General features: G+C 47.1%; 27 protein-coding genes, 1 pseudogene and 1 riboswitch. Of the genes and pseudogenes, 5 read left to right on the top strand and 23 right to left on the bottom strand.

The genetic code is table 11. The features are described 5' to 3' along the window. Window positions 1–81: 81 nt before the first annotated feature. From KW93_RS07720 to KW93_RS07710, 3 genes are read right to left on the bottom strand one after another with little or no spacing between them, the layout of a single operon-like run. Entirely contained in the window at window positions 82–777 is a 696-nt protein-coding gene (locus KW93_RS07720; RefSeq protein WP_033542406.1) for a YqjF family protein, read from the bottom strand. A gap of 55 nt (window positions 778–832) precedes the next feature. Continuing rightward, a complete protein-coding gene (locus KW93_RS07715) occupies window positions 833–1654 on the bottom strand; it encodes a manganese catalase family protein (protein WP_033542405.1) in 822 nt (273 codons plus the stop codon). Window positions 1655–1680: 26 nt separating this feature from the next. Next, complete coding sequence (locus tag KW93_RS07710; RefSeq protein ID WP_033542404.1) at window positions 1681–1995, bottom strand: hypothetical protein; 315 nt, start codon at window positions 1993–1995, stop codon at window positions 1681–1683. 169 nt (window positions 1996–2164) lie between these two features. Here KW93_RS07710 and KW93_RS07705 point away from each other — a divergent pair, with 169 nt between their 5' ends. Both KW93_RS07705 and KW93_RS07700 read left to right on the top strand, forming a co-directional pair. Next, entirely contained in the window at window positions 2165–2869 is a 705-nt protein-coding gene (locus tag KW93_RS07705) for a type 1 glutamine amidotransferase domain-containing protein (RefSeq protein WP_033542403.1), read from the top strand. 56 nt (window positions 2870–2925) lie between these two features. Further along, window positions 2926–3144, top strand: coding sequence for a hypothetical protein (locus tag KW93_RS07700; protein WP_033542402.1), 219 nt, complete (start codon window positions 2926–2928; stop codon window positions 3142–3144). An 80-nt stretch (window positions 3145–3224) separates the two neighbouring features. Here KW93_RS07700 and KW93_RS07695 read toward each other — a convergent pair whose 3' ends face one another. The 4 genes from KW93_RS07695 to KW93_RS07680 form a co-directional block, all read right to left on the bottom strand. Then, window positions 3225–4412, bottom strand: coding sequence for a S1C family serine protease (locus tag KW93_RS07695; RefSeq protein ID WP_033542401.1), 1188 nt, complete (start codon window positions 4410–4412; stop codon window positions 3225–3227). Window positions 4413–4611: 199 nt separating this feature from the next. After that, window positions 4612–6012: a sensor histidine kinase gene (locus KW93_RS07690; protein ID WP_235318388.1), complete on the bottom strand. Its 1401-nt coding sequence runs from the start codon at window positions 6010–6012 to the stop codon at window positions 4612–4614. Continuing rightward, window positions 5993–6673 carry a response regulator transcription factor gene (locus KW93_RS07685; RefSeq protein ID WP_033542400.1) on the bottom strand — a complete coding sequence of 227 codons (681 nt, stop codon included), beginning with the start codon at window positions 6671–6673 and terminating at the stop codon, window positions 5993–5995. The genes KW93_RS07690 and KW93_RS07685 overlap by 20 nt, the downstream gene beginning before the upstream one ends. Before the next feature lie 65 nt (window positions 6674–6738). Further along, entirely contained in the window at window positions 6739–7752 is a 1014-nt protein-coding gene (locus KW93_RS07680) for a GTPase (RefSeq protein WP_235318387.1), read from the bottom strand. A gap of 132 nt (window positions 7753–7884) precedes the next feature. Between KW93_RS07680 and KW93_RS07675 the strand changes: the two genes are divergently transcribed. Then, window positions 7885–8508: a flavodoxin family protein gene (locus tag KW93_RS07675; RefSeq protein WP_033542399.1), complete on the top strand. Its 624-nt coding sequence runs from the start codon at window positions 7885–7887 to the stop codon at window positions 8506–8508. A gap of 34 nt (window positions 8509–8542) precedes the next feature. On the opposite strand, the gene KW93_RS07670 is transcribed toward KW93_RS07675, so the two are convergent. The 5 genes and pseudogenes from KW93_RS07670 to KW93_RS07650 form a co-directional block, all read right to left on the bottom strand. Next, the gene (locus KW93_RS07670; protein ID WP_033542398.1) at window positions 8543–9073 is read right to left on the bottom strand and encodes a histidine phosphatase family protein; all 531 of its coding nucleotides are present in this window, start codon (window positions 9071–9073) and stop codon (window positions 8543–8545) included. A gap of 10 nt (window positions 9074–9083) precedes the next feature. Continuing rightward, window positions 9084–9575: a 6,7-dimethyl-8-ribityllumazine synthase gene (ribH, locus tag KW93_RS07665; RefSeq protein WP_033542397.1), complete on the bottom strand. Its 492-nt coding sequence runs from the start codon at window positions 9573–9575 to the stop codon at window positions 9084–9086. A 50-nt stretch (window positions 9576–9625) separates the two neighbouring features. Then, window positions 9626–10216: pseudogene (gene ribB / locus KW93_RS07660) on the bottom strand (3,4-dihydroxy-2-butanone-4-phosphate synthase); the annotation flags it as partial. Between the two features lie 14 nt (window positions 10217–10230). Beyond that, complete coding sequence (gene ribE, locus KW93_RS07655) at window positions 10231–10863, bottom strand: riboflavin synthase (RefSeq protein WP_033542396.1); 633 nt, start codon at window positions 10861–10863, stop codon at window positions 10231–10233. Beyond that, on the bottom strand, window positions 10864–11148 hold the full coding sequence (locus tag KW93_RS07650) for a hypothetical protein (protein ID WP_033542395.1): 285 nt from the start codon (window positions 11146–11148) through the stop codon (window positions 10864–10866). It lies immediately after the preceding gene. A gap of 58 nt (window positions 11149–11206) precedes the next feature. After that, a riboswitch (FMN riboswitch) is annotated at window positions 11207–11371 on the bottom strand. A gap of 82 nt (window positions 11372–11453) precedes the next feature. Here KW93_RS07650 and KW93_RS07645 point away from each other — a divergent pair. Continuing rightward, window positions 11454–11777, top strand: a complete 324-nt coding sequence (locus tag KW93_RS07645) for a CHY zinc finger protein (RefSeq protein ID WP_033542394.1) — start codon at window positions 11454–11456, stop codon at window positions 11775–11777. A 23-nt stretch (window positions 11778–11800) separates the two neighbouring features. Here the strand turns inward: KW93_RS07645 and KW93_RS07640 are convergent, their stop codons facing one another. The 7 genes from KW93_RS07640 to msrA all read right to left on the bottom strand — a co-directional run bounded on the left by KW93_RS07640 (window position 11801) and on the right by msrA (window position 16536). Next, window positions 11801–12295: a GNAT family N-acetyltransferase gene (locus KW93_RS07640; RefSeq protein ID WP_052131509.1), complete on the bottom strand. Its 495-nt coding sequence runs from the start codon at window positions 12293–12295 to the stop codon at window positions 11801–11803. 34 nt (window positions 12296–12329) lie between these two features. Then, on the bottom strand, window positions 12330–13154 hold the full coding sequence (locus KW93_RS07635; RefSeq protein ID WP_033542393.1) for a metallophosphoesterase: 825 nt from the start codon (window positions 13152–13154) through the stop codon (window positions 12330–12332). Between the two features lie 274 nt (window positions 13155–13428). Next, window positions 13429–13830: a VOC family protein gene (locus KW93_RS07630; protein ID WP_033542392.1), complete on the bottom strand. Its 402-nt coding sequence runs from the start codon at window positions 13828–13830 to the stop codon at window positions 13429–13431. Window positions 13831–13840: 10 nt separating this feature from the next. Beyond that, window positions 13841–14626, bottom strand: coding sequence for an ABC transporter permease subunit (locus tag KW93_RS07625; RefSeq protein ID WP_033542391.1), 786 nt, complete (start codon window positions 14624–14626; stop codon window positions 13841–13843). Then, window positions 14623–15504: an ABC transporter ATP-binding protein gene (locus KW93_RS07620; protein WP_033542390.1), complete on the bottom strand. Its 882-nt coding sequence runs from the start codon at window positions 15502–15504 to the stop codon at window positions 14623–14625. The genes KW93_RS07625 and KW93_RS07620 overlap by 4 nt, the downstream gene beginning before the upstream one ends. Beyond that, the gene (locus KW93_RS07615; RefSeq protein ID WP_033542389.1) at window positions 15501–15695 is read right to left on the bottom strand and encodes a PLD nuclease N-terminal domain-containing protein; all 195 of its coding nucleotides are present in this window, start codon (window positions 15693–15695) and stop codon (window positions 15501–15503) included. The genes KW93_RS07620 and KW93_RS07615 overlap by 4 nt, the downstream gene beginning before the upstream one ends. A 160-nt stretch (window positions 15696–15855) precedes the next feature. Next, window positions 15856–16536: a peptide-methionine (S)-S-oxide reductase MsrA gene (msrA, locus tag KW93_RS07610; protein WP_081986958.1), complete on the bottom strand. Its 681-nt coding sequence runs from the start codon at window positions 16534–16536 to the stop codon at window positions 15856–15858. Window positions 16537–16650: 114 nt separating this feature from the next. On the opposite strand from msrA, the gene KW93_RS07605 reads away from it, so the two are divergent. After that, the gene (locus tag KW93_RS07605; RefSeq protein ID WP_081986957.1) at window positions 16651–17277 is read left to right on the top strand and encodes a protein-L-isoaspartate(D-aspartate) O-methyltransferase; all 627 of its coding nucleotides are present in this window, start codon (window positions 16651–16653) and stop codon (window positions 17275–17277) included. A gap of 79 nt (window positions 17278–17356) precedes the next feature. Here the strand turns inward: KW93_RS07605 and KW93_RS07600 are convergent, their stop codons facing one another. The 4 genes from KW93_RS07600 to KW93_RS07585 all read right to left on the bottom strand — a co-directional run bounded on the left by KW93_RS07600 (window position 17357) and on the right by KW93_RS07585 (window position 21067). Further along, entirely contained in the window at window positions 17357–17851 is a 495-nt protein-coding gene (locus KW93_RS07600; RefSeq protein WP_052131508.1) for a DUF2243 domain-containing protein, read from the bottom strand. A 188-nt stretch (window positions 17852–18039) separates the two neighbouring features. Then, on the bottom strand, window positions 18040–18246 hold the full coding sequence (locus KW93_RS07595; RefSeq protein WP_033542388.1) for a heavy-metal-associated domain-containing protein: 207 nt from the start codon (window positions 18244–18246) through the stop codon (window positions 18040–18042). Between the two features lie 28 nt (window positions 18247–18274). After that, the gene (locus tag KW93_RS07590) at window positions 18275–18940 is read right to left on the bottom strand and encodes a potassium channel family protein (protein ID WP_033542387.1); all 666 of its coding nucleotides are present in this window, start codon (window positions 18938–18940) and stop codon (window positions 18275–18277) included. 18 nt (window positions 18941–18958) lie between these two features. Further along, window positions 18959–21067 carry a type IA DNA topoisomerase gene (locus KW93_RS07585; RefSeq protein WP_033542386.1) on the bottom strand — a complete coding sequence of 703 codons (2109 nt, stop codon included), beginning with the start codon at window positions 21065–21067 and terminating at the stop codon, window positions 18959–18961. Window positions 21068–21083 lie beyond the last annotated feature (16 nt).

Below are 21083 nucleotides of genomic sequence, written 5' to 3'. Positions count from 1 at the left end.
TCTGTCTGAAGCGGAATGATTGAAAAATACGTGAGTTTCTCGTCAGCCTGAAACCCGTCAGCACTTTTGCTGCGTGGTTTCTCACTTTTCAACTGCCGGCGGAAAAAAGCGCACCTTTTTCATTTCGGCGTAATGCGCCATCGGCTTCCCGCCACTGAAATTCCGACCCAGATACGGTGCCATCGTGTTGCCGGTAATTTCTCCTTTAACATAACTCAGTTTCCACGGTTCATGTACGATATCCAGCCGCATTAAATACTGGCCCGGTTTTGTCCAGAGACAATAACGTTCCGTCAGCCATCGTTCAAGTGGCGTCGAAACTGCCTGCTGCACAGAAACCTGGTAGCGGAGAGAGATGTGCTCTGCTGCAGCCTCTTTTTCAACAACCCGGCTTTCAAACTGGATGTGTTCTTTATTTCTTCGGAAAGACATATCCGCTTTTCGGTATGGCAGAAACCCTCCAAATGAAGCAGCTTCCACTGCGGCTCTGCTGCTTGCATCCAAACTGAAAAAGTAGACGCCACTTTTCCCCTTGTACCGGACATACGTCCTCACATTCACTTCAAGGAAATTTGCCGAACCGGGTATCGGCGGCAGAAATCTCGGCCGGGTTCCCAGTGCCTTGAACAGCACAATCCCTATCCAGGCCTTATTGTCATACAGATCGAGCTCCAGTTCACTAGGAATGTGTGGCAGCAATTTTTTCGGATCGACCGGCCAGTGCAGAAACAAAAGGTTCTTCCACGTCTGAGTCATCATCCACATTTTTCTGGTCATCCGCTTCACCTTCCATTAAAAAGAGCCTCTTTCGAAAAAGAGGCCCGATTGATTCTTAATCATTTTCACCCGGCAGCGTATTGTGTGCTTGCGGAGGTGCCGGTTTCAGCATTGGAGCTTCGCCGAATGGCTTGGCGGCTTCCACTGTAAATGTTCCGCCATCCGGAGCTGGGTGATTCAGGAAATCCAGTTGTGAAGCCGTGCTTGTTTCTGGATTCGTGTACAGGACATGCGAATGTTCTTTCGCTTCCCATTCAGGCGGCAAAGTTGAAGGAACGATGACGCCTTCTTTGGCTTCCATTTCCTTGATGGCTGCAAGCCACTGGTTTTGGTGCATCGTGTCTCTGGCAATCAGGAAAGAGAACAGATCTTTTACGCCTCTGTCATCTGTCATGCTATAGAGGCGTGCTACTTGCAGGCGCCCTTGAGACTCGGCATTGACATTCGCGCGGAAATCAGCCAGAAGGTTACCGCTGGAAATAATATATCCTGAATTCCATGGAACTCCGTTGCTGTCTTTCGGAGACGCTCCCAAACCATGTACGATGGCATGCTGCGGATTCATGCCGCCCATGATCGCGCCGACAACTGGATCAGCCGCTGCTTTTTCCTGTTCATAGACCGGGGCACCTTCCAATAGTCTGGCTACCAATGTAGCGAGCATCTCAATATGCCCAAGCTCCTGGGATCCTGTATCCATCAAAAGGTCACGGTATTTTTCATTGCCTCTTGTGTTCCAACCCTGGAATAAGTATTGCATTGCCACTGACATTTCACCGAATTGCCCGCCTATCAATTCTTGAACCTGTTTTGCGAACACCGGATCTGGAGACTCGGGTTTTGCATGATATTGCAGCTCTTTTCTATGGAAAAACATTGGCACACTCTCCTGTCATATTTTAATTATTTTTCAGAGTCAATCTTTCCTTCACTGTTACTTGAACTGTCTGCCGGATGGCCACCGTCATAATCCGAGTCGTTTCCGCCTGCATTAAATGAACTCGTGTCAATTTCATCTTTGCCATGCTGACGTCTGGCATATTCTTCGCCATTATCGATGCGGCCGTCACTATCCGGCTGGCTGTCTTTCGGGTGTCCGCCGTCATAATCGGAATCATTTCCACCGGCATTAAAGTCGTTCGTGCCGGCTGTACCGTTCTCTTCGTTTTGTTCCATTCTTTCCGGATCGAGATTGCGCTCACTGTTCTTTTCAGTCATCTTGGCCTCCTCCTTCAAAAATTTTACATACATCTTATGATTACCCCCATAAGCTCAAATAAAACATAGTCATTTGATAACGAGACACTATTTTGACAATGATTGTTTCAGTATTGCACCTTCGGGTAAATGAAGAAATAGACAGTTCAAAAGCTGAGGAGGAAAAAGCATGGCAAAAGTGTTGGCTGTACTTTCAGGCGGATACGCAGATGAAGAGAACAATTACGTTACAGGATGGTGGGCGGAAGAATTATTCGCTCCTGCAATGGAACTTGAAAAAGAAGGCCATACCGTTGGGATCGCTTCTTTGCTGGGAGGCAAACCGGTGGTCGACCCGCTCAGTATTTCAGAGGAATATGATCCTGAAGGGAAATACAAAAAATTATACGAGTCCGGAATCGCCGATAAAACAACGCCGCTGGTGGATGTCAAAGCGAGCGATTACGATGCTATTTTCATCGTGGGAGGACATGGCGCAATGTTTGACCTTGCCCATAGCGAAGAACTCCATAATATGATCAACATCGTCTACGAACTTGGCGGCATCATATCCGCCGTCTGCCACGGCCCCGCTCCGCTGGTATTTACAAAAACGAAGGAAGGGCGGCCTTTGCTGGAAGGTCTGGATGTAACCGGCTATCCGAATGACAAAGAGCCGGAAGAAGTGCGCGGCTTGCTGCCGTTCAGCCTGGAAGACGAGCTTTCGAAAGTCGCCAATTACTCGAAAGCTGAAGACCAGGACCAATACGCCGTTTGGGCAAATGAACGCATCCTGACTGGCCGCGATCCTCAGTCATCTGAACTTTTCGGCAGGGAACTGGCGAAAGCTCTGACACGCCGTGAACTCGAACAGGAAGAGAAGTATTTTGATTAAGCACCTCTTTCAAAGGGTATGGACAGAGTAAATACAGTGAACAGGAGGTATTTATTGTGAGCGAGAAAAATAATAACGAACCACAAGAGCGCAAAGATTATATGCGAAAAAGTACTGAAGATATAGACAATCCGCCTGAGCAAAAAGAAGGTCTGCAGGAACCGAGAGTAAAGGAAATGAATAAAATCAAAGTAGGCGTGGCGATATTTGTAGTCATCGTACTCATCATTCTGATAGTGGGGATCGCCTCCGATATGTTCGGGCTGATGAACTGATGCGTCTGCATCACCAAATTTAATGGACGATAAAAAGCACTCCTCAGCGGGAGTGCTTTTGTAATGGCTGGTTATCAAATTTATAAGCCTTCTGTCAATTCAACTTGTGCTTCCATCAATTCCGACCCGCGATAAAATTCAACCGTTATCGTGTCCCCGACTTCAGCTTTTGTATAGAGATACTGGCGAAGCTCGAGAACGGACCCAATTTCATCTTCATCCATGCCAACAATTACATCGTATTGCTTCAAACCGGCTGTGTCTGCGCCGGACCCTTCGGCCACAGAGGAAACGATTGCGCCTTTTTCCACTTCAGCCGGCAGACCCAATTCATTTTGCTTGGCGGGTGCAGGCACATTTTGCAGATCCAAAATGGATACGCCGAGTGTCGGACGTTCAACTTGACCTTTTGTCTCCAAATCTTCGATGATCGGGATAGCAGAATTGATCGGAATCGCCAAACCGATTCCTTCAACTGAGGCCTGGGCAATTTTCATCGAATTGATGCCGATCAATTGGCCCGCACTGTTGATCAAGGCGCCACCGCTGTTTCCGGGGTTAATGGCGGCATCCGTCTGCAGGACTTCTGCCTGCCAGTCTTCTGTTCCATCTTTATTGATATCAATCGGTATTGAACGTTCTGTTCCTGAAATGACACCCGTCGTCACTGAGCCTGAAAACTGCAGGCCGAGAGGATTCCCGATGGCAATGACCGGTTCGCCGGCTCTCAGGACAGAGGAGTCTCCAAATTCTGCAACAGCTTCAATATTGTCAGAAGCTGTTTTCAGTACGGCCAGGTCGGTCCAGATGTCCGTGCCGAGCACTTCCGCGTCAAGTTCAGTGCCGTCGTCCAACGTGACAGTCACCTGGTCTGCTCCTTCAACCACATGGTTATTGGTGACGATATAGGCGAAATCGCCCTCGATTTTATAGAAAACCCCTGAGCCGGCTCCAGCTTCCTGAGGCTCACCGCCTGTGTTCTGGATAAAAGGGTTTTGCTGCGCAGCCTGCAGATTGGATACGCCGACCACTGCCGGAGATGTCTCTTCCACAATTTTTGTTACATCAGTGGATACAACCGTTGAGACACTTTCCACTCCGCTGACGTTCTCCACTTGCTGTGTATCAACGCTGAACCCCTGTTCCGAATCTGTAAATCCGGGCAGCACCACTCCAGCAAGAACGGCTCCCGCCAAAATTCCTGAAAACCCTGAAATGAAATTCCCTTTATTTCTTCTCTTCGGTTCTGGTGAATTATAATAGCCCATATTTTTCCCTCCTGGATCATTATTTTGAAGCGCTCCGTACTTCAGGCAATAAAAGGTATTTACTCTTTGCCGTTAAATAAAGAATAGCAGGCAATTATGAACAAACTATGACCGAAGCATTAAAGAAAATGGAAAGTTTCAATTGCAATAAAACAGCCGAAATAAAAACGCAAAAGCGGGTTTCTTCGCTTTTGCGCTGTTATTCAATCGGCAGCCGGATGATGAAGGCTGTGCCTTTCCCTTTCTCACTCTCCACCCGGATATCGCCTCCGTGAAGTTCCACCAGCTGCTTGACGATCGACAGGCCGAGGCCGAATTGTCCGGTGCCTCTTGAGACGTCGGATTTGAAAAACCTGCGCCAGATCATATCAATCTCCTTCACATCGATGCCGGTGCCGGTATCTTCCACCCGAATCACCGAATACCCCGGTTCTGAAAAGGATATTAATCGAATTTCACCATTTTCCGTAAATTGAATGCTGTTTTTCACGATATTGGTAAGGACTTGAATGATCCGGTCCATATCGACAATAACCTGCTGACCGGGCTCTGCATCAATCTTGATAACATTGCCTTTTTCTGCAGCGAGAAACTCCATATGCTCTTTTATAATTTCCAGCAATTCCTGTGTTTCCACCGTTTCTTTCAGCAAAGTGACCTGATTGGATCGGATTCTCTCATAATCAAGATTTTCATTGACGAGGCGCATCAGCCTTTTCGTTTCTTCTCTTACAAGGTTCATGCCTTTTTCACGCTGTTCCTCTTCGATCATATTGCTTCGGAGCCCTTCGATGATCCCGGCAATCGTCGTCAAAGGGGTCCTCATTTCGTGGGAGACATCCGCCATGAACTGGCGACGGCGATTTTCGAGCCGTTCGATTTCTTCATTGGATTCGCGAAGTTTTGCTGTCATATTGTTGAAGTCTTTGGCAAGGTCCCCAAATTCATCCCTGCCGGATGGGGGCAATGTCACGTCGTAATTACCTTCGCTGACCATGGCTGTCGCTTTGCGCATTCTTTGCAATCGGCTGACATGCAATTTGGACAGCAGATAACTGAGCAGCAGCGCGATCACCAATGCCGCCAGCATCGCTGTCAGCAATGTCCGGTTCAATTCAAAGATCATCTCACTTGTGCCGCTGACAGGCGAAGCAAGCAGCACCCCGCCGACCAGCCGGCTGCCGGCAACATACGGCAAAGCGACAAATGTCACGGTATCTTCGAACCGCTCCACATCCCGGTTAACGATGAGTGTTTCACCCCGCTCGATCACATTCCATTCCTCCCGGGTCAAAGCGACCGGCGGAAATGCTTCCGATATCGGATACAGAATACGGCTTTGCTGGTCAAAGACGATGAAATTAATGTTCTGCGCCTGCAGAATGGAGACATATTGCTCCAGATTGGCTGCAGGTCGCGGGCCTTCCAGTTCGGCCAATATCTGCTGGCCATAACTTTCGAGTTCCTGCACTTTATCCTCATAGGCGAATTCTTCGACAAACCGGACAAACAGGAGACTGAGAATCATAAAAGAGATCAGCAGAATGCTGAGGTGGCTTCCCATCAATTGATAAAAATAATTAATCCGCCGGTTCTTCAAATTTATAGCCAACTCCCCAAACGGTATGGAAATACTTTTCGCCGCCCGTTATTTTCTTGCGGATTCTTTTGATGTGCACATCGACCGTCCGTTCATCTCCATAGAATTGGTAGCCCCACACTCTTTCAAGCAATTGCTCGCGGCTGAATACCTGCTTCGGATGCTGCAGCAGAAAAACAAGCAGATCATATTCTTTCGGTGTGAGGTTATCTGCGGTGGCCTCATCAATTTGTACTTCCCTCGTGGTTTTATTTACAGTAAAATGCGCTGTCTGTATTTTGTCGTCATTCTTTTCCTCTTTATGTGCCCGTCTGGTGACTGCTTTGATCCGCGCCATCAGCGTCAATGGGCTGAAAGGTTTTGTCACATAATCATCTGCACCCATTTCAAAACCGATCACCTGGTCAGAGTCGCTGTCTTTTGCGGTCAGCATGATAATGGGGACCTGATCTCCCTGCTCACGGATTTTTTGGCAAAGGGCGATGCCGTCCAGTCCAGGCAGCATCCAGTCCAGGATCAGCAGATCATAGTCGTTTTGCTGATATTTATCGAATCCTTCGATTCCGTCAAAAGCAAAATCACCGGTGATCCCTTCTTTCGAAAAAAATAATTCCAGCATCGAACTGACGCTAGGATTGTCTTCGACTACTAATATATGCATCTCTTGCCTCCTTTGCCTTCAGGACAATGATAAAAAAGCCACTCAAAGCTGAGCGGCTCGAAACGTCAGGCTTTCGTCGCCTTTTGCTTGTATTTATTGAACAGGTCGCCGATAAGATCGTAGTCGATGGCGATATTATTTTCATATGCATATTTCACTCCATACCCAAGTGCTACCGTCATGGCTGTTGCCACTGTACCGCCAATTATGGATCCTGCTCCCGGAATGAATTTCAGCGCCTGTCTGTAAATCGTATGGCCCACCGTCTGGGTAGCCGTGATGACGATCATATCTTTCGCCGCTTTTTTCGTTAAGGGCTTATCGTACAGTTTAGAAAGACGGATAATCAGACCCACTTGAAGCGATGTCAGCGGCACGACGTCCGATCCCGGAATGGGCGATGCCCCGATGATGCCGGCCGATACGCCGGCGCCGACGATCCACCTCGTCGCAGCAGCGGATTTTTCTTTCATGCTTTTGGCAAAAAGCAGGTCTTTACCTTTTTTTTCGAGGATCACAAGAATTTCCCGCTTCAAGTCTTCCAGGTTTTCGCCCGTCTTCGAGGAAATCGGAATCACTTTGTATTTATTGTTTGTATGGCTTTTGACGAATTGGATAAGGGAAGGAATGTTTTCGGCTGCATCGATTTTGTTCAGCACGATTAAAATATCTTTGTTGTTTTTCTCGATTGCCGTGAATTTTTCCTTTTCACTGTCTGAGAATACCGTACCTGCAGCATTCAGAAAAAACAGCACAACGTCCGACTTCTGGACGAACTCCAGCGTCTTTTTCGGATTTTCATCATTGGGGTCGTTCAAGCCCGGTGTATCCATAAATTTAATGTTTTCGAGTCCACGCATATTATAAGGGTCGACACTGACCGTTTCACCCGGCATTGGATTCGTGCTGGCAATGTCTTCCCCGATGATTCTGTTTACGGTGGAAGATTTTCCTGCGTTCACTTCGCCAATAAGCGAAATGAGCAATTCCTTCTCCAGCATATCATTCACTTTCTTCATTTCATCTTCGAACATTTTGTTCATTGCCTGCATAACTTCGTCTTCGAACTTTTTCACCAAATCCAGTCGCCTCCTCAAGAAATATCTACCCCTATTATAATCGTTCTATCCTTTTCAAACTATTCTAACGCTGTGAATAAAAAAGGGCAGTCAGGGAATAGGAATAAAGACAAAATCATAAGGAGTGTTTGAATGCAGACAATCAAAGTTTTATTTCTGAATACATCCTTGAAAAGCACTTCAGACCCTTCCCATACGGAAGGGTTCATGGAAGATGTACAGGTCCATTTCAACCAATTGGGTGTTGAATCGGAGATTGTGAGACTGGCGGATTATAATATCGCCTACGGTGTACAGGAAGATATGGGAGACGGCGACGAGTGGCCTAAAATTCTAAAGAAAGTGATGGCCGCGGATATCCTCATCATCGGCACACCAATCTGGCTCGGTGAAAAAAGTTCACTGTGCACCCAGGCCATTGAACACCTGTACGGCAGCAGCAGCGTCACCAATGATACAGGGCAGGCTGTCTTCTACAATAAGGTAGGCGGCGCGGTTGTAACCGGCAATGAAGACGGAGCTAAACATTCAGCGGCTTCAATCCTTTATGGCCTGTCGCATATCGGTTTCACTGTGCCGCCGAACGTGGATGCCTATTGGGTCGGTGAAGCCGGACCAGGGGACTCTTACATGGACGCGGGCCGGGATAACGAATTCACGAAATCCACGATTGAACGGCTGGCTTACAATACGTTCCATTTTGCCCGCCTGCTGAAAAACAACCCAATCCCGGCTGAAGGCAATACATTGGAATAGGAAAAGCCGGGAACTCGGGTTCCCGGCTTTACTTCTATTTCCAGATTCTTTTTACGATTGTATTTTCTTCATTAATTGAAAGAATGTAGACATCAGGATTTGATAAGGCCTTCCATTCTTCGAAGCCGTATGCTTCCTCGAATCTTTTGAGCAGCAGTCCCATCATATTGCCGTGCGTCACCAAAATGGCATTACCGGGAGCTTCAGCCATTGCAGCCGCTCCGCGCTCCACAGCTTCCCTCGCCGTTTCGCCGCCTTCAAATTTCAAATCGGGATCAGAAAAAGATTGCTCCAGTTTTTCCAGCCAGTCAGGCAGATTTTCCGAACTCAATACCCGTTCTGCGAGACGGTCATCAATCTGAATCGGCAAAGAACGTGCAACCGCCAAATGTTCAATGGATTGAATGGCCCGTGTGAAAGGGCTGCTGATGATATGGCTGATATCAAGTTCTTTGAAAAAAACAGTCAATGCTTCTGCCTGTTTCATGCCTTCCGCTGTCAGTTCGGCATCCGGCGCCTGCCCTGTCGCCTGGCAATGCCTGATCAAATAGAGTGTCTTTTCCACAACATTCACCTCATAAACTTTTTAGGACTCTCTTGGATCGGAGTTTTTTCATCAGGTTTGCCATTTCAATAGCGCCTGCTGCAGATTCCCAGCCTTTGTTTCCTGCTTTGGTGCCTGCGCGTTCGATTGCCTGCTCGATGGAATCGGTTGTCAGAACCCCAAAAATGACCGGTATTTCCGATTGGTCACTGGCGCGTGATACCCCTTTTGCCACTTCGCTGCATACATAATCGAAATGCGGAGTCGCTCCGCGGATGACCGTTCCTAAAGTAATGACGGCATCATAATTTCCGCTGACGGCCATTTTTTTTGCCACCAATGGAATTTCAAATGCGCCAGGCACCCATGCGATTGAGACATCTTCATCGTTCACGCCATGTCTCTTTAATGCATCTTCAGCCCCGCTCAGCAATTTGCTTGTGATAAATTCGTTAAAGCGGCCGACGACGATGCCGATCCGCAAACCTTCCCCGTTTAAATAACCTTCATAATGTACAGTCATGGTCATTCTCCTCCATCGCTGCGGCCAGACTCTCCAGCTGCTGTTTTTTGTTGATAATCAACCAGATCTTTTATTGTTAAAATTCCGAGTTCCAGCCTTTCAGCCACTTTGATCAAATCCGGAACTCTGGCCATCGTGCCGTCTGAATTCATTATTTCGCAGATGACGCCAGCCGGGGCCGACCCTGCAAGTTTCGCCAGGTCGACAGCTGCCTCAGTGTGACCGGTGCGTTCAAGGACGCCGCCATCTTTGGCAATCAGCGGGAAAACATGTCCCGGCCGTTTGAAATCAGATGGCCTGGCATCTTCTTTGATGAGGCTCCTAATCGTATGCGAACGTTCAAAGGCACTGATCCCGGTTGTAGTGTCTTTATGGTCAACGCTAATAGTAAAGGCAGTGCCGTATTCATCCGTATTTACATCGGTCATCAGGCCGACTTCAAGTTTTTTTGCAATCTCCTCCGTGATGGGCACACAAATCAGGCCACGTCCCTCAGTTGCCATTAAATTAATGATTTCAGGTGTAGCGTATTCAGCTAAAGCGATGAAATCACCCTCGTTTTCACGATTTTCATCATCGATGACGATAATTGCCTTGCCTTTTTTCAGTTCTTCCAATGCTTTCTCCACTGTGTAAAACAATGCGATGCCTCCCTCTAGAATCCTTGTTCTGCGAGCCAGCTTCTTGATATGCCAGAGTCAGCGGACTGTTGGATTCTTTCTGTATATTTCGCCAAAAGATCGCATTCGATATTGACGCGTTCGCCGATCCCTTTTTCACCGAGCAGTGAATCTTCACGGGTGGTGGGTATCAGTGAAATCGTGACCGTATTGCTGCCGACTGAAAAAACTGTGAGTGACGTGCCATCCACCGATATAGATCCTTTCTTCATCATATATTTCATGAGGGAAGGATCGAGCTCAATAACTTTGGTCACGGCATTCGATTCTTTTTTTACCGAGCGGATTGTACCTATTCCATCGACATGTCCGCTGATGAAATGTCCGCCGAACCGGCCGTTTGCCGGCATTGCCCGTTCAAGATTGACACGGGATCCTGTTCTCAGTTCCGACATCGTCGATGATTTTACTGTCTCCGGAATGACATCAACCGTAAAGCTTTTTTGGTCATGCAGAGAGACTGTCAGACAGACACCATTGATCGAGATGCTGTCCCCTCTTTTAATGTCGTCCAAAATGAGGCTGCAGGCAATCGTCAATTCCATAGCCTGGGGTTTTGAGCGCAGCGCTGTGACATGTCCTACTTCTTCCACTATTCCTGTGAACATTCAGGCACACTCCCCTATAAAATTTTGAGATTTGCACTGTGTTACCGGTCTTCTAAAAAATGGGTAAGATACCACCATGGGGCGAATGGGCGGTGGGGTAAGGGTTAAAGAGCAGATTAAATAAGAAGGTATTTTCCTCGATGCGCCGGTCTTCTTTCCACGACTTACGGGCAAATGAATTCCATGGTTGCCCAAAAAGCCCTCTATATAAAGGGGCTTCAAACAGTCCGTATTGCTGTGAAATGCTGAAAAGAAATAAAGCACTGGCTTTTTAAATTGTTTCATAACAATTCCTCCTTCCGATTCGATTATCGAAAAGAAGTGGCGCATAACAAATTGAATGTGAATTCTTCTCCCATCCAGACTTTAACTGTCGGTGCCGGATTTTCACCAGCTCCACCTTTTGCAGGAAAGCCGCAGACGCGGATTTCCTGCAAAAGGGTCACGGACTTACAGCAGGGCGCTGTTCACCGCCGGTGGGGAATTTCACCCCGCCCCGAAGAATTCAATTCGATTATTTGTCTATCCCATAGTAGCATAGGAGAAAAGAAGAGAACATTAATACATTTTCGTACAGAGGAGGAACACGGATGCCCCATGCTGTAAATGTCAAAGGAGTGGCTGTTGACCCGGAAACACGCTGCTTCCACTACCATTCGGAAATCGACCGGATTGCCATAAAGTTCTATTGCTGTGGTGAATATTTTCCCTGTTTTGAATGCCATCAGACTGTCGGCTGCGGCACTCACCAGGTGTGGCCAAAGGAAAAATTCACTGAAAAGGCGGTTCTGTGCGGTTCCTGCGGCAATGAACTTTCGATAGAAGATTATCTCGAATGCGCCTCGTCATGTCCGAATTGCGCTGCGGCATTCAATTCCGGCTGCAGCCTGCATAAACATCTGTATTTCGAATAAAAGAAAAAAAGCAGCTGAAGGATTCAATCCTCCAGCTGCTCTTCAATTCTCATGCACATGACAATCTGTTCTCCGTTCGTGCGCATATAGCGTCTGCCGGTATCTTCAAAGCCCGCTTTTTCAAAAATTCTTTTTGCAGCTTTGTTTCTGGCATTTACTCCGAGAACCACTTCATCGAATCCCGGGAAATTCTTCTGCATAAATTGCGGCAGCGCATAAATGGAACCGGTCGCGATTCCGCGTCCCTGGTATTTCGGGTTGACCGAAAATCCTCTCAGCAGCAAAGCATTCGGGTTATTGGAGTATTTCTTCCGGTCATCCGATTCATCCAGCTCCAGAAAACCAGCCACTTCTCTGCCTGCGTGAATGATGACAAAATGCTTCAGCGGATTTCCTTTATCACGATCAATAATGTCCTGAGGCATGCCGGAGAATTCCAGCTGTTCTGACGGCAGCTCATATTGCACTGAGATTTTCGGGTTGTATAAAGTCAGGGAAATTTCTTTTTTGCTGATCACATTGTTTCCCCCTCATAAAAAATCATTGCCTCTTCTATTGTTTTTCCAAAGTGACTGAAACAATTTCCGGCAGATTCAGAATACGCAATGGAAAGCCGCTGTTCCCGAGGCCCCGGCTGAGAACCAGCTGTGTTGAATCCTTTTTGAAAACTCCTTCCGTCATTCGAGGAAACCATCCCTGGCCAGGAGCAAAAAGGCCACCGATTCCCGGAATTCGCACTTGTCCGCCATGCGCGTGCCCCGAAAAAACGACATCTATATTTTTCTCTGCATATACGGCCATCTGTTCCGGCCGATGGGCAAGCAGCAAGGTAAAGTTATTATCCAACCCTGCATTTTCAATCGCGCCTCTCGTATACTTCTCGTCACGGTAATACTCGTCCATCAAGGGATCATGGATGCCGGCTATCTGCACAGTTTCCCCTTCCAGTTCCCAGTCAACAGCTTCGTTTTCAAGAAATATGACGCCTCTTTCCGTCAGCACATATTTTAAGTCTTCCAGTTTGTTCGTTGCTATTTCATGATTGCCTGTCACAAAATAAACTTTGCTGATATCAACCAAAGCATCGACCAATATTAAGGCCGAATCCAGATCGTATCGATTGCTGTCAATCAGGTCACCGGTAATGAAAATAGCATCCGGCTGCGCTTCTTCAACTTTTTGGATGAGAGACTGCTGATCTTTTCCGAACATCGCATTATGCACATCGGAGACCTGTACAATCTTCTTGCCGTCAAAAGCTGCCGGCAATCGTTCAGAGGAAATGGTATATTCAGTTGTTTGTATCCAGTTATTGCTTCCCCAGGCGAAAAACCAGACCAGTGCTGCAAATACAATAAAAACAATCAATTTCCTCATAAAATATCAACTCACTATTCTATTCGAATCAGGTCTATCAGTGTAATAATCCCCGTTAAATTTTCATCTTGCCTGCCATTCCGCGTGATGAGCAGTGCTTCCAATTTATGGCCGGATAACACCTAATCCCTAAAAATCTATTCTGCTTCATACACTGATGTATTTGACGCGATAAAGCGGTATGTGTTCCCATTTTTCTCATAGTTAATTATATCCCCCATAGTAGTTGGTTCCCGGGAAATATTGTCCTCGTCTGCAGTCGAGGCCAGCCATCTCATTTGTATTCACCGCATTCCGATACTGCAACTTCTATTTTCAGCCGATCAGGATCTTCCATAAAGACGGCATATGTTCCCTCACCCCCGGCATACGGATGCCAATCTTCATAAAGGATCTTCGCATTTGATTGTCGCATCTGTTCCGTAATTGCGTCCACTTCGAAAGTCGACGGCGCATGGAATGCCAGGTGGTTCAGACCGGCAGCTTTTCTATGGTAACCTGCTTCGAGAAATTCTGAGGGAGTCTGGACAAAAACAAGATATTCTTTTCCTTTTCTGTAACTGAAACCTTCCGGCCAGTCCTGAAATAATGTATAGCCAAGAAGCGGGAAGAGCTGATCGTAAAATCGACGGGAAACTGCAAGATTTGAAACATTCATTTCAATATGGTGAATCATTTTTTCCACCTCACACTTTCGTGGTTGCTGCTTTTTTTGCTGATAAGAAAATGCCAAGGCCGATCAGCGCTGCAATCAGTAATACCGTCACTCCCGCCGACCACCAGAAATCTCCGGTAACCGGACCGCTTCCAAGCCACGCGGCAGCATATGCAGGCAGTTTTAATGGTGAGATCGGCCAATAGGTGCCCAGCAGGCTGTCGACAAGCTGGCTGATGACAATCATGCCAAGTGAAAATGCCGCAGCAAGACCGGCATTCGGCATCCACGCACTCGCCAAAAGGATAATTGAAATCACCAATAAAATCCAGAGGCTGTATGTCGCAGCAAATTGAGCAAAACCGGTTAAATCGACTCCGCCGAACAGCAGGTATGTATAATAATAGCCTGACAGAAAACCAAGCCAGACGCTCAGCAGAGCGATGATCGAAGCCATCATCCATTTGCTCATGAAATACGCCGGAAACGATAACGGGCGCACATACAATAACGTGGCTGTTCCGCTCCGCCGTTCACCGGCGATTGTTCCCATATAGGCCAAAGCAAGGATCAGCAGTCCGAGCAGCTGATACTGGCCCATGACGGCAACCAAAATCTGTTCAGGTTCGGGTGTCGGAAATTCCAGCACTGTGCCTTCCGGTAAATTACCCACGGAATCCAAAATCTGAGGCAAAAAATAATTGGTGACGGGTTCCATGATACCCAACAGGATAAACACTGCAGGAATCCAGAATAATTTGAAATTCCGCAGATTTTCACGCCATTCTTTTTTCATCAATATGGCAAATTGCTTCATTTCACACCCGCCACCTTCAGGAATATTTCTTCCAGCGAAACATTTTGCCTGTCAATCCCGGCAATCCCGCTTTCGCCATTCGCCAATTCACCCAAAATCTGCTGTATGGTCGGTCCTGTTTCAGAAAGCGGCACATCGATGATATTCTTGTGTCTGTGCATTTGCCACAGCTGCCGGTTTTCGAACAGTGCCGCCGCTTGTTCTGTGTCAAAACGCATCCGAATTTTCGGTTCCGCGTAGCGGTTCTTAACTTCGGCAAGAGAGCCGTGCTCCACCAGCTTCCCTTCTTTCAGAAATAATACCTGATCTATCATTTCTTCTGCATCATTCAATATATGCGTAGAGTACAGAATCGTCGTATCCTGCTGGAGTGATTTCAGCAGGTTCATGATTTCCCGCCTGCCTGTGGGATCCAGCGCAGATACCGGCTCATCCAGCAGCAACAATTTCGGCTGGTGCACAATTGCCTGTGCCAGGCCGAGCCGCTGCCTCATTCCGCCTGAAAACGTTCCTGTCTTTTTATTTATGGCAGAACCGAGCCCGACAAATTCCAGGGTCCTGATGGCTTGCTGCCGCACCTTTTTCGCTTCGACTCCGCTGATCTGCGCTGCCATTTCTGTGAATTCCAGAGCACTCATCCAAGGGAAAAACTGGGGGTATTGCGGCAGAAAACCGATGCCGGATTGAAAATCCCTTTGGATCGAACCTTCCGATTCCTTCAGGAGACCTGCAATCATCGACAATGTTGTCGTTTTCCCTGAACCGTTCGGCCCGATCAAAGCAGTGGACGTCCCTTCTTCCAGCACAAAAGAAACACGATCCACTGCGAGCACTCCGTTATAGGATTTCGTCAGCCCTTCTATTGTCAGCAAACTCAATAATTCCGCCTCCCTATGGCAAAGTATAAAATTGGACCGATGATATTAACCAGAACAATAATCACGCCCCACATCCATTTAGGGCCATTGGTAAGCGGAATTTTTATCAGATCTATTATGGCGAAAATCATCAGCCCCAGCTGGATAAGCAATACCGGCAATAAAAGCAGTAACAGCCTCGATGTTTCCATCTATGCTCCCCCGTTCCTTCTGTTGTTACTTTAAATATAGAACAAAATGCTTATGATAGCCACATCACCTGACAGGATATTTCCCAATTAAAACATAGGCAACGGAAAGGCTGAGGAAAATGAAAAAGCCCGCCTCTGCGCAGGGCGAACTTTTTTGCTATCACCATTTGATCGTTTCCAGTTTATTGAGCAGAATTTCTTTATTTTCCTCGTTGATATTCCAGGATCCCACCTCGTTTTTCAGTTCTTTCATTTTCCCGTAGCCTTTGACAAAGCCGTTCAGCCTTGCTGCAAAAGTGGAATCGACGAGGTGTTCAGGCTTTGGAAACAGGTCCTTTAACTGTTCCAGTGTATTCGGATAACGTTTCAAATAATATTTTTGATGTCTTTCATCAGCGGGAGTAAACTTGTCGAATGCCGCTATTTCCGTTTCGATCGGCTCTCCCAAAGACTTTTCCATTTCCCGTTTCACGATGCCGATCGTTTTCTTCTGCTGTTCGCCGCGGTAACGAAGCAACGATATATACTGGCGGCCTTTATAATTTCCGCGATTGGGATAATGGTTCTGCCAGAACTTCCGCAAAATTTCTTCATAACTGATTACAGCCGGGTCAAAATCAACTTCCAATGTTTCGGTATGGTCCCCCATATGGCGGTATGTCGGATTTGGCGTTGTGCCTCCTGCAAACCCCACTCTTGTCTGCAGCACGCCGGGCAGGCTTCCGAACATCGCCTCCGGTCCCCAGAAACATCCCATCCCGAAAGTGGCTGTTTCCACTGTTTCCGCTTTCGGATTGAAATTTTCGATCAATTCTTCTAAAGTCTGATAACCTTGGAACATATTCACCACTCCTTGCTTATTGATTTCCCCATCCTGCCTGTTTTAAGCCCCCGTAATGTTTTGGGTTGTGTCGAAAAGAAGAATTACGGGACACACAAAACAAATTTTTATAAAATGAAAGCAAAGAAATCCTGTCAGCAAAGAAAGCGGGTGGCGAGATTGAAAAAAAGAGAGCAGGCTATTAAGGAATATTTCCGCAGCATGGACAGAAGCTTTTTCATGGATAAATTCAAAAACATGGCCTTTCTGGATGAAGCGGTCCCCATCGGACATGAGCAAACCATTTCACAACCTTCCCTTGTCCTTGAAATGACATTGGCACTGGAACTTGAACCGGACTCAAAAGTACTGGAAATCGGCACGGGCTCCGGATTTCAAACGGCGCTGCTGGCTGAATTCGGAAATCATGTTTATACGGTTGAACGCATTGAAGCACTGCATACGTGCGCGAAAGAAAGACTGGATGAATTGGGTTTTGAGAATATTTCCTTTAAGCTCGCTGACGGCAGCTCCGGATGGGAAGAACATGCGCCCTACGACCGCATCATGGTCACAGCCGCGGCTTCAACAATTCCCGAAGAGCTGGTCGCGCAACTCGCCAGTGGCGGCAAAATGATTCTGCCGGTCGGTTCTTCCTGGAGCCAGGAACTCCGTCTGATTGAAAAAGACAGGGACGGAAAAATCCATTCCACTGTGCTCAACCTCGTTCGTTTTGTGCCCTTGAAAGGCAAATATGAATGAAGAAAAGCGATAGCGCCCGTTTCTGTTTTCACAGAAACCGGGCGCAGCTTTTTCACATCAATTGTGTAAGACGTCCAAATTATTTGCGATGGTTTTCTTTTCTTGTCTGAAAAACCATGAACAGCCCGGCCAGCAAAAAAACACCGCCGCCCGCTATCCAGGCAATATCATATGGAAGCAGGTCATCGACTTGGCGGATCTGGTGCAGCCCCAATAATTTATGAATGACAATTCCATCAAAAAGCAGGTAGATGCCGGCGCCCATCAGAGCGGAACCTGTCAATCGTTTGGGCCATAATGCTTTTCGCCTTTGGAGGCTGATAAGCAGGCTCAGAGCGGAAAAGGTAAAAATCCATGAAATCAAATTGAATAAACCATCAGAGAATATCCCTTCTTCCCTATTGGAAAGATCGTAAAAATGATGCCATTGCAATAATTGATGAAAGATTGTGCCTGTGGCGAAAGCCATGATGCCAATCCCAAAAAGGAGGCCGGACCAAAAATTGCGGGCTGCGAAAACAGCCCGATTTTTGATGTTTCCATAAGCAATCGGCTTATCTGTATTGGCTGCCATTTCATCCTCCTCCATCAATGAGCACCTTTTCTTCTTATAGGATAAAATACCCTTATTTTTTGTTTTAAAACAAAAAAATAATATAGTTCAAATTATATTGTCAATTAACTTGCAAATCAGAAAGTGCCTGAGAAATAAATAACCGAAAAGACCCCGGCGCACGGAAACTTTTCGGCTCTGTCTTCAGCTTATTCTATATGAAAGCCTTCAACTTGAATCCTTTTGATGATCTGCTCTTCGGAGATCTGATTGTTATCGAAATCGATTTTCACTTCTCCATTTTCCACATCCACCAAAGCTCGTTCAATTTCAGGAACTTGCGCCAATACGTCCTCCAGCGCCTTAATCGGTTTTTCTGCAGTTGCTTCTTTGACAAAAATGGTCATCGTCTCCATGAAATCACCCTTCCTGTATTGAATGCTGCTACAGCCTTTTTTCTTCCAGCCTTTTCAGGTCATTACGGTGGCCCATGACCACCAGTATGTCGCCAAGTTCGACAATGTCATCCGGGTGCGGAGCAATATTGACGTCTTCGCCTCTTTTAACCGCAAGAATAATACAATTGTATTTGACACGGATTTCCAATTGAATAAGTGTTTTGCCCGCAATTTTTCCGGTAGCCGACATTTCGACGATACTGTAATCCTTCGACAAATCGATATAATCGACAATATTTTCGGAATCGACATGGTGGGCGACCCGAATGCCCATTTCATTTTCCGGCTGGATCACCCGGTCGGCTCCCACCTTTTCAAGAATCTTCTTGTGCTGCAGATCCCGCGCTTTTACCCAGACTTTTTCCAGTCCGATTTCCTTCAGCATGAGCGTACACAGTACACTGGCCTGCAGATCGTCTCCAATGGCGACAATCGCCTGATCAAAATTCCTGACGCCAAGCGATTTCAGCTGCGCTTTGTCAGTGGCATCGGCAATCGATGCCTGCGAAGCATAATCCGTGATGTTTTCCACTTTGTCCGCACTCATATCGATGGCCATGACTTCATGGCCGAGTTTGTATAATTCCCTGCACACACTGCTGCCAAACCTTCCCAGTCCAATCACGACAACCTGTTTCTTCTTCACACCCATTCCCCTTTTCCCATAAAACTAAAATTCCATTTTCATTTTGCCGTCCTCCAGAATGAGCCGGGCATTGAATTTTTTGCCGTTCTTAGACACAAACCCTTTCATTACAGGCGTCCGGCCTTTCGTGCAGAGATATTCAATCGTTTTCGCCGTCAGTCTTTTTTTCAGGAAAATACCCGGAAACGACTGTTTGCAGCCATTGGCATGTTCTGTGCAGCTGAAGGATCCTCTTGCGGAAATGATGCTGCCTTTTTTGCATCGCGGACACAATGCAATGGCGTTTTTACTGTGGTCCATTTCGAAAATTTCCGGCAAGCCGTTGCTCTGCAGCTGAGCCGGGACATCCGCCAGCAGCTTTTTGATGAATTTTCCGATCGTGTCCAGAAAAACTTCCGGAGATCCTTCACCTTGCCCGATCTTTTTCAGGTAACTTTCCCATTTTGCCGTCATTGACGGGCTGGACAATAAATTCCCTTCGATCGCCTGGCAGAGAATCCGCCCTTTTTCAGTGACTGAAACGATGTTTTTATTGATTTGGATGTATTCATGTCTTTTAATGGTTTCGATGATGCTGCTCCGTGTTGCTTCCGTGCCGAGTCCTTCCACTTCTTTCAGAATTTCACCGTCTTCCGCATCTCCCACAAATTTTCCGCACGTTTTCATCATGGCAATCAATTGCCCTTCCGTATACGGTTTCGGCGGAGTAGTCATACCTTCTTTTATTGCCACTTTCGCAGCAACCGTTTCCTGCTCACGAAGTTCCGGAAGCGCCGGTTCAGTTTTGTTTTCTTTTGCCGCCGGAAATAATTCCTTCCAGCCTTTATCGATTTCCGTTTTGCCGGTCGTGAAAAAATACAGCCCTTTGACATCGGTCGTCACTTTCGTTTCCGCATAACGGTAATCCCGATGAAACATCGCCAGCGTCGTCCGCAGCACTTCCTCATATAAATTGCGTTCGTCTGCCGCAAGCCCTTCCACCTTCCGCGCTGTCGGAATGCTTTTTGTCGGGATGATGGCATAATGCTCCTGCACTTTCGTGTTGTCGACAAAACGCTTTTTCGAAGTTCTTGAAGCAATCGGAAATTCCGCGCCGATCAATTTCTGATAGGATTCCGCCTGACCAGCCAAATAACTGAATTCAGCCTGGGTAATGTGCTGCGTATCTGTCCGCGGATAGCTGACCAATTTCTTTTCGTAGAGTTTCTGCATGACCGACAGCACTTTTGCCGGACTGTATTTCCATTTTCGATTCGCTGCAGCCTGAAGAGTCGACAGCGAATGGAGCTGCGGTGCGGGCTGGCGTTTATCTGCCGTCCTGACCTGCAGCACCGTGCCGCTTTCTTTTGGATTGATGGCATGTTTTTGGAGCAGCTCTTCTGCTTCTTTTCGTTCTTTCGCTTTGATCTTCGCTTTGCCTTTATATTTTCCGCGTTCCGCCTGAAAATCGCCTTCCACTTCATAGAATGGTTCCGGCACGAAAGCTTCGATTTCTTTTTCCCGCTGATAGATTAAATAAACTGTCGGCGTCTGCACCCGTCCGATCGCGAACACTTCACGTATCCCTTTTTCCTGAAGCAGCAGCGAATACAGGCGGGAGCCGTTCATGCCGACCAGCCAGTCGCTGATCTGCCGCGCCCGCGCTTCCTGGTACAGCAGCAGATCTTTTTTATTGTCCTGGAGCTGCTGGAATCCTTTGCGCACTTCGTCAGCTTCCAGTGAGTTGATCCACAGGCGCCTGATCGTCTTGCCTTTTGCACCGGTATGATAATAAATGCTGTAAAAAATATTCGAGCCTTCCCGGTCAACGTCGCAGGCATTGATGACAGTATCGGTTTCTTTAATCAGCTTTTTGATGATATTGAATTGCTGCGCTTTGCCTCTCGCCACCTGGAACTGGTAATTGTCCGGTAAAATCGGAAGTGCCGCGAGTGACCATTTATTCCATTTTGGATCATAGGCTTTCGGTTCCTTCAATTCTACAAGATGTCCGATTCCCCAAGTGATGTAGGCACCTTCAGGGAATATCGCATCCGGCATGATTTCCAAAAAACCTTCCCGTTTAGCCGTCTTGAAGGCATCGGCATAGGCCTTTGCCTGGCTTGGCTTTTCAGCCACAATCACTGGTTTCATCTTTTACTTCCTTTCG

Origin of the sequence: Planococcus sp. CAU13, assembly GCF_000775575.1 — a bacterium.
In the GTDB taxonomy this organism is placed as follows: Bacteria; Bacillota; Bacilli; order Bacillales_A; family Planococcaceae; genus Planococcus.
The sequence above is the reverse complement of the archived record's forward strand: the minus strand, read 5'-3'. Positions and strand labels throughout refer to the sequence as shown.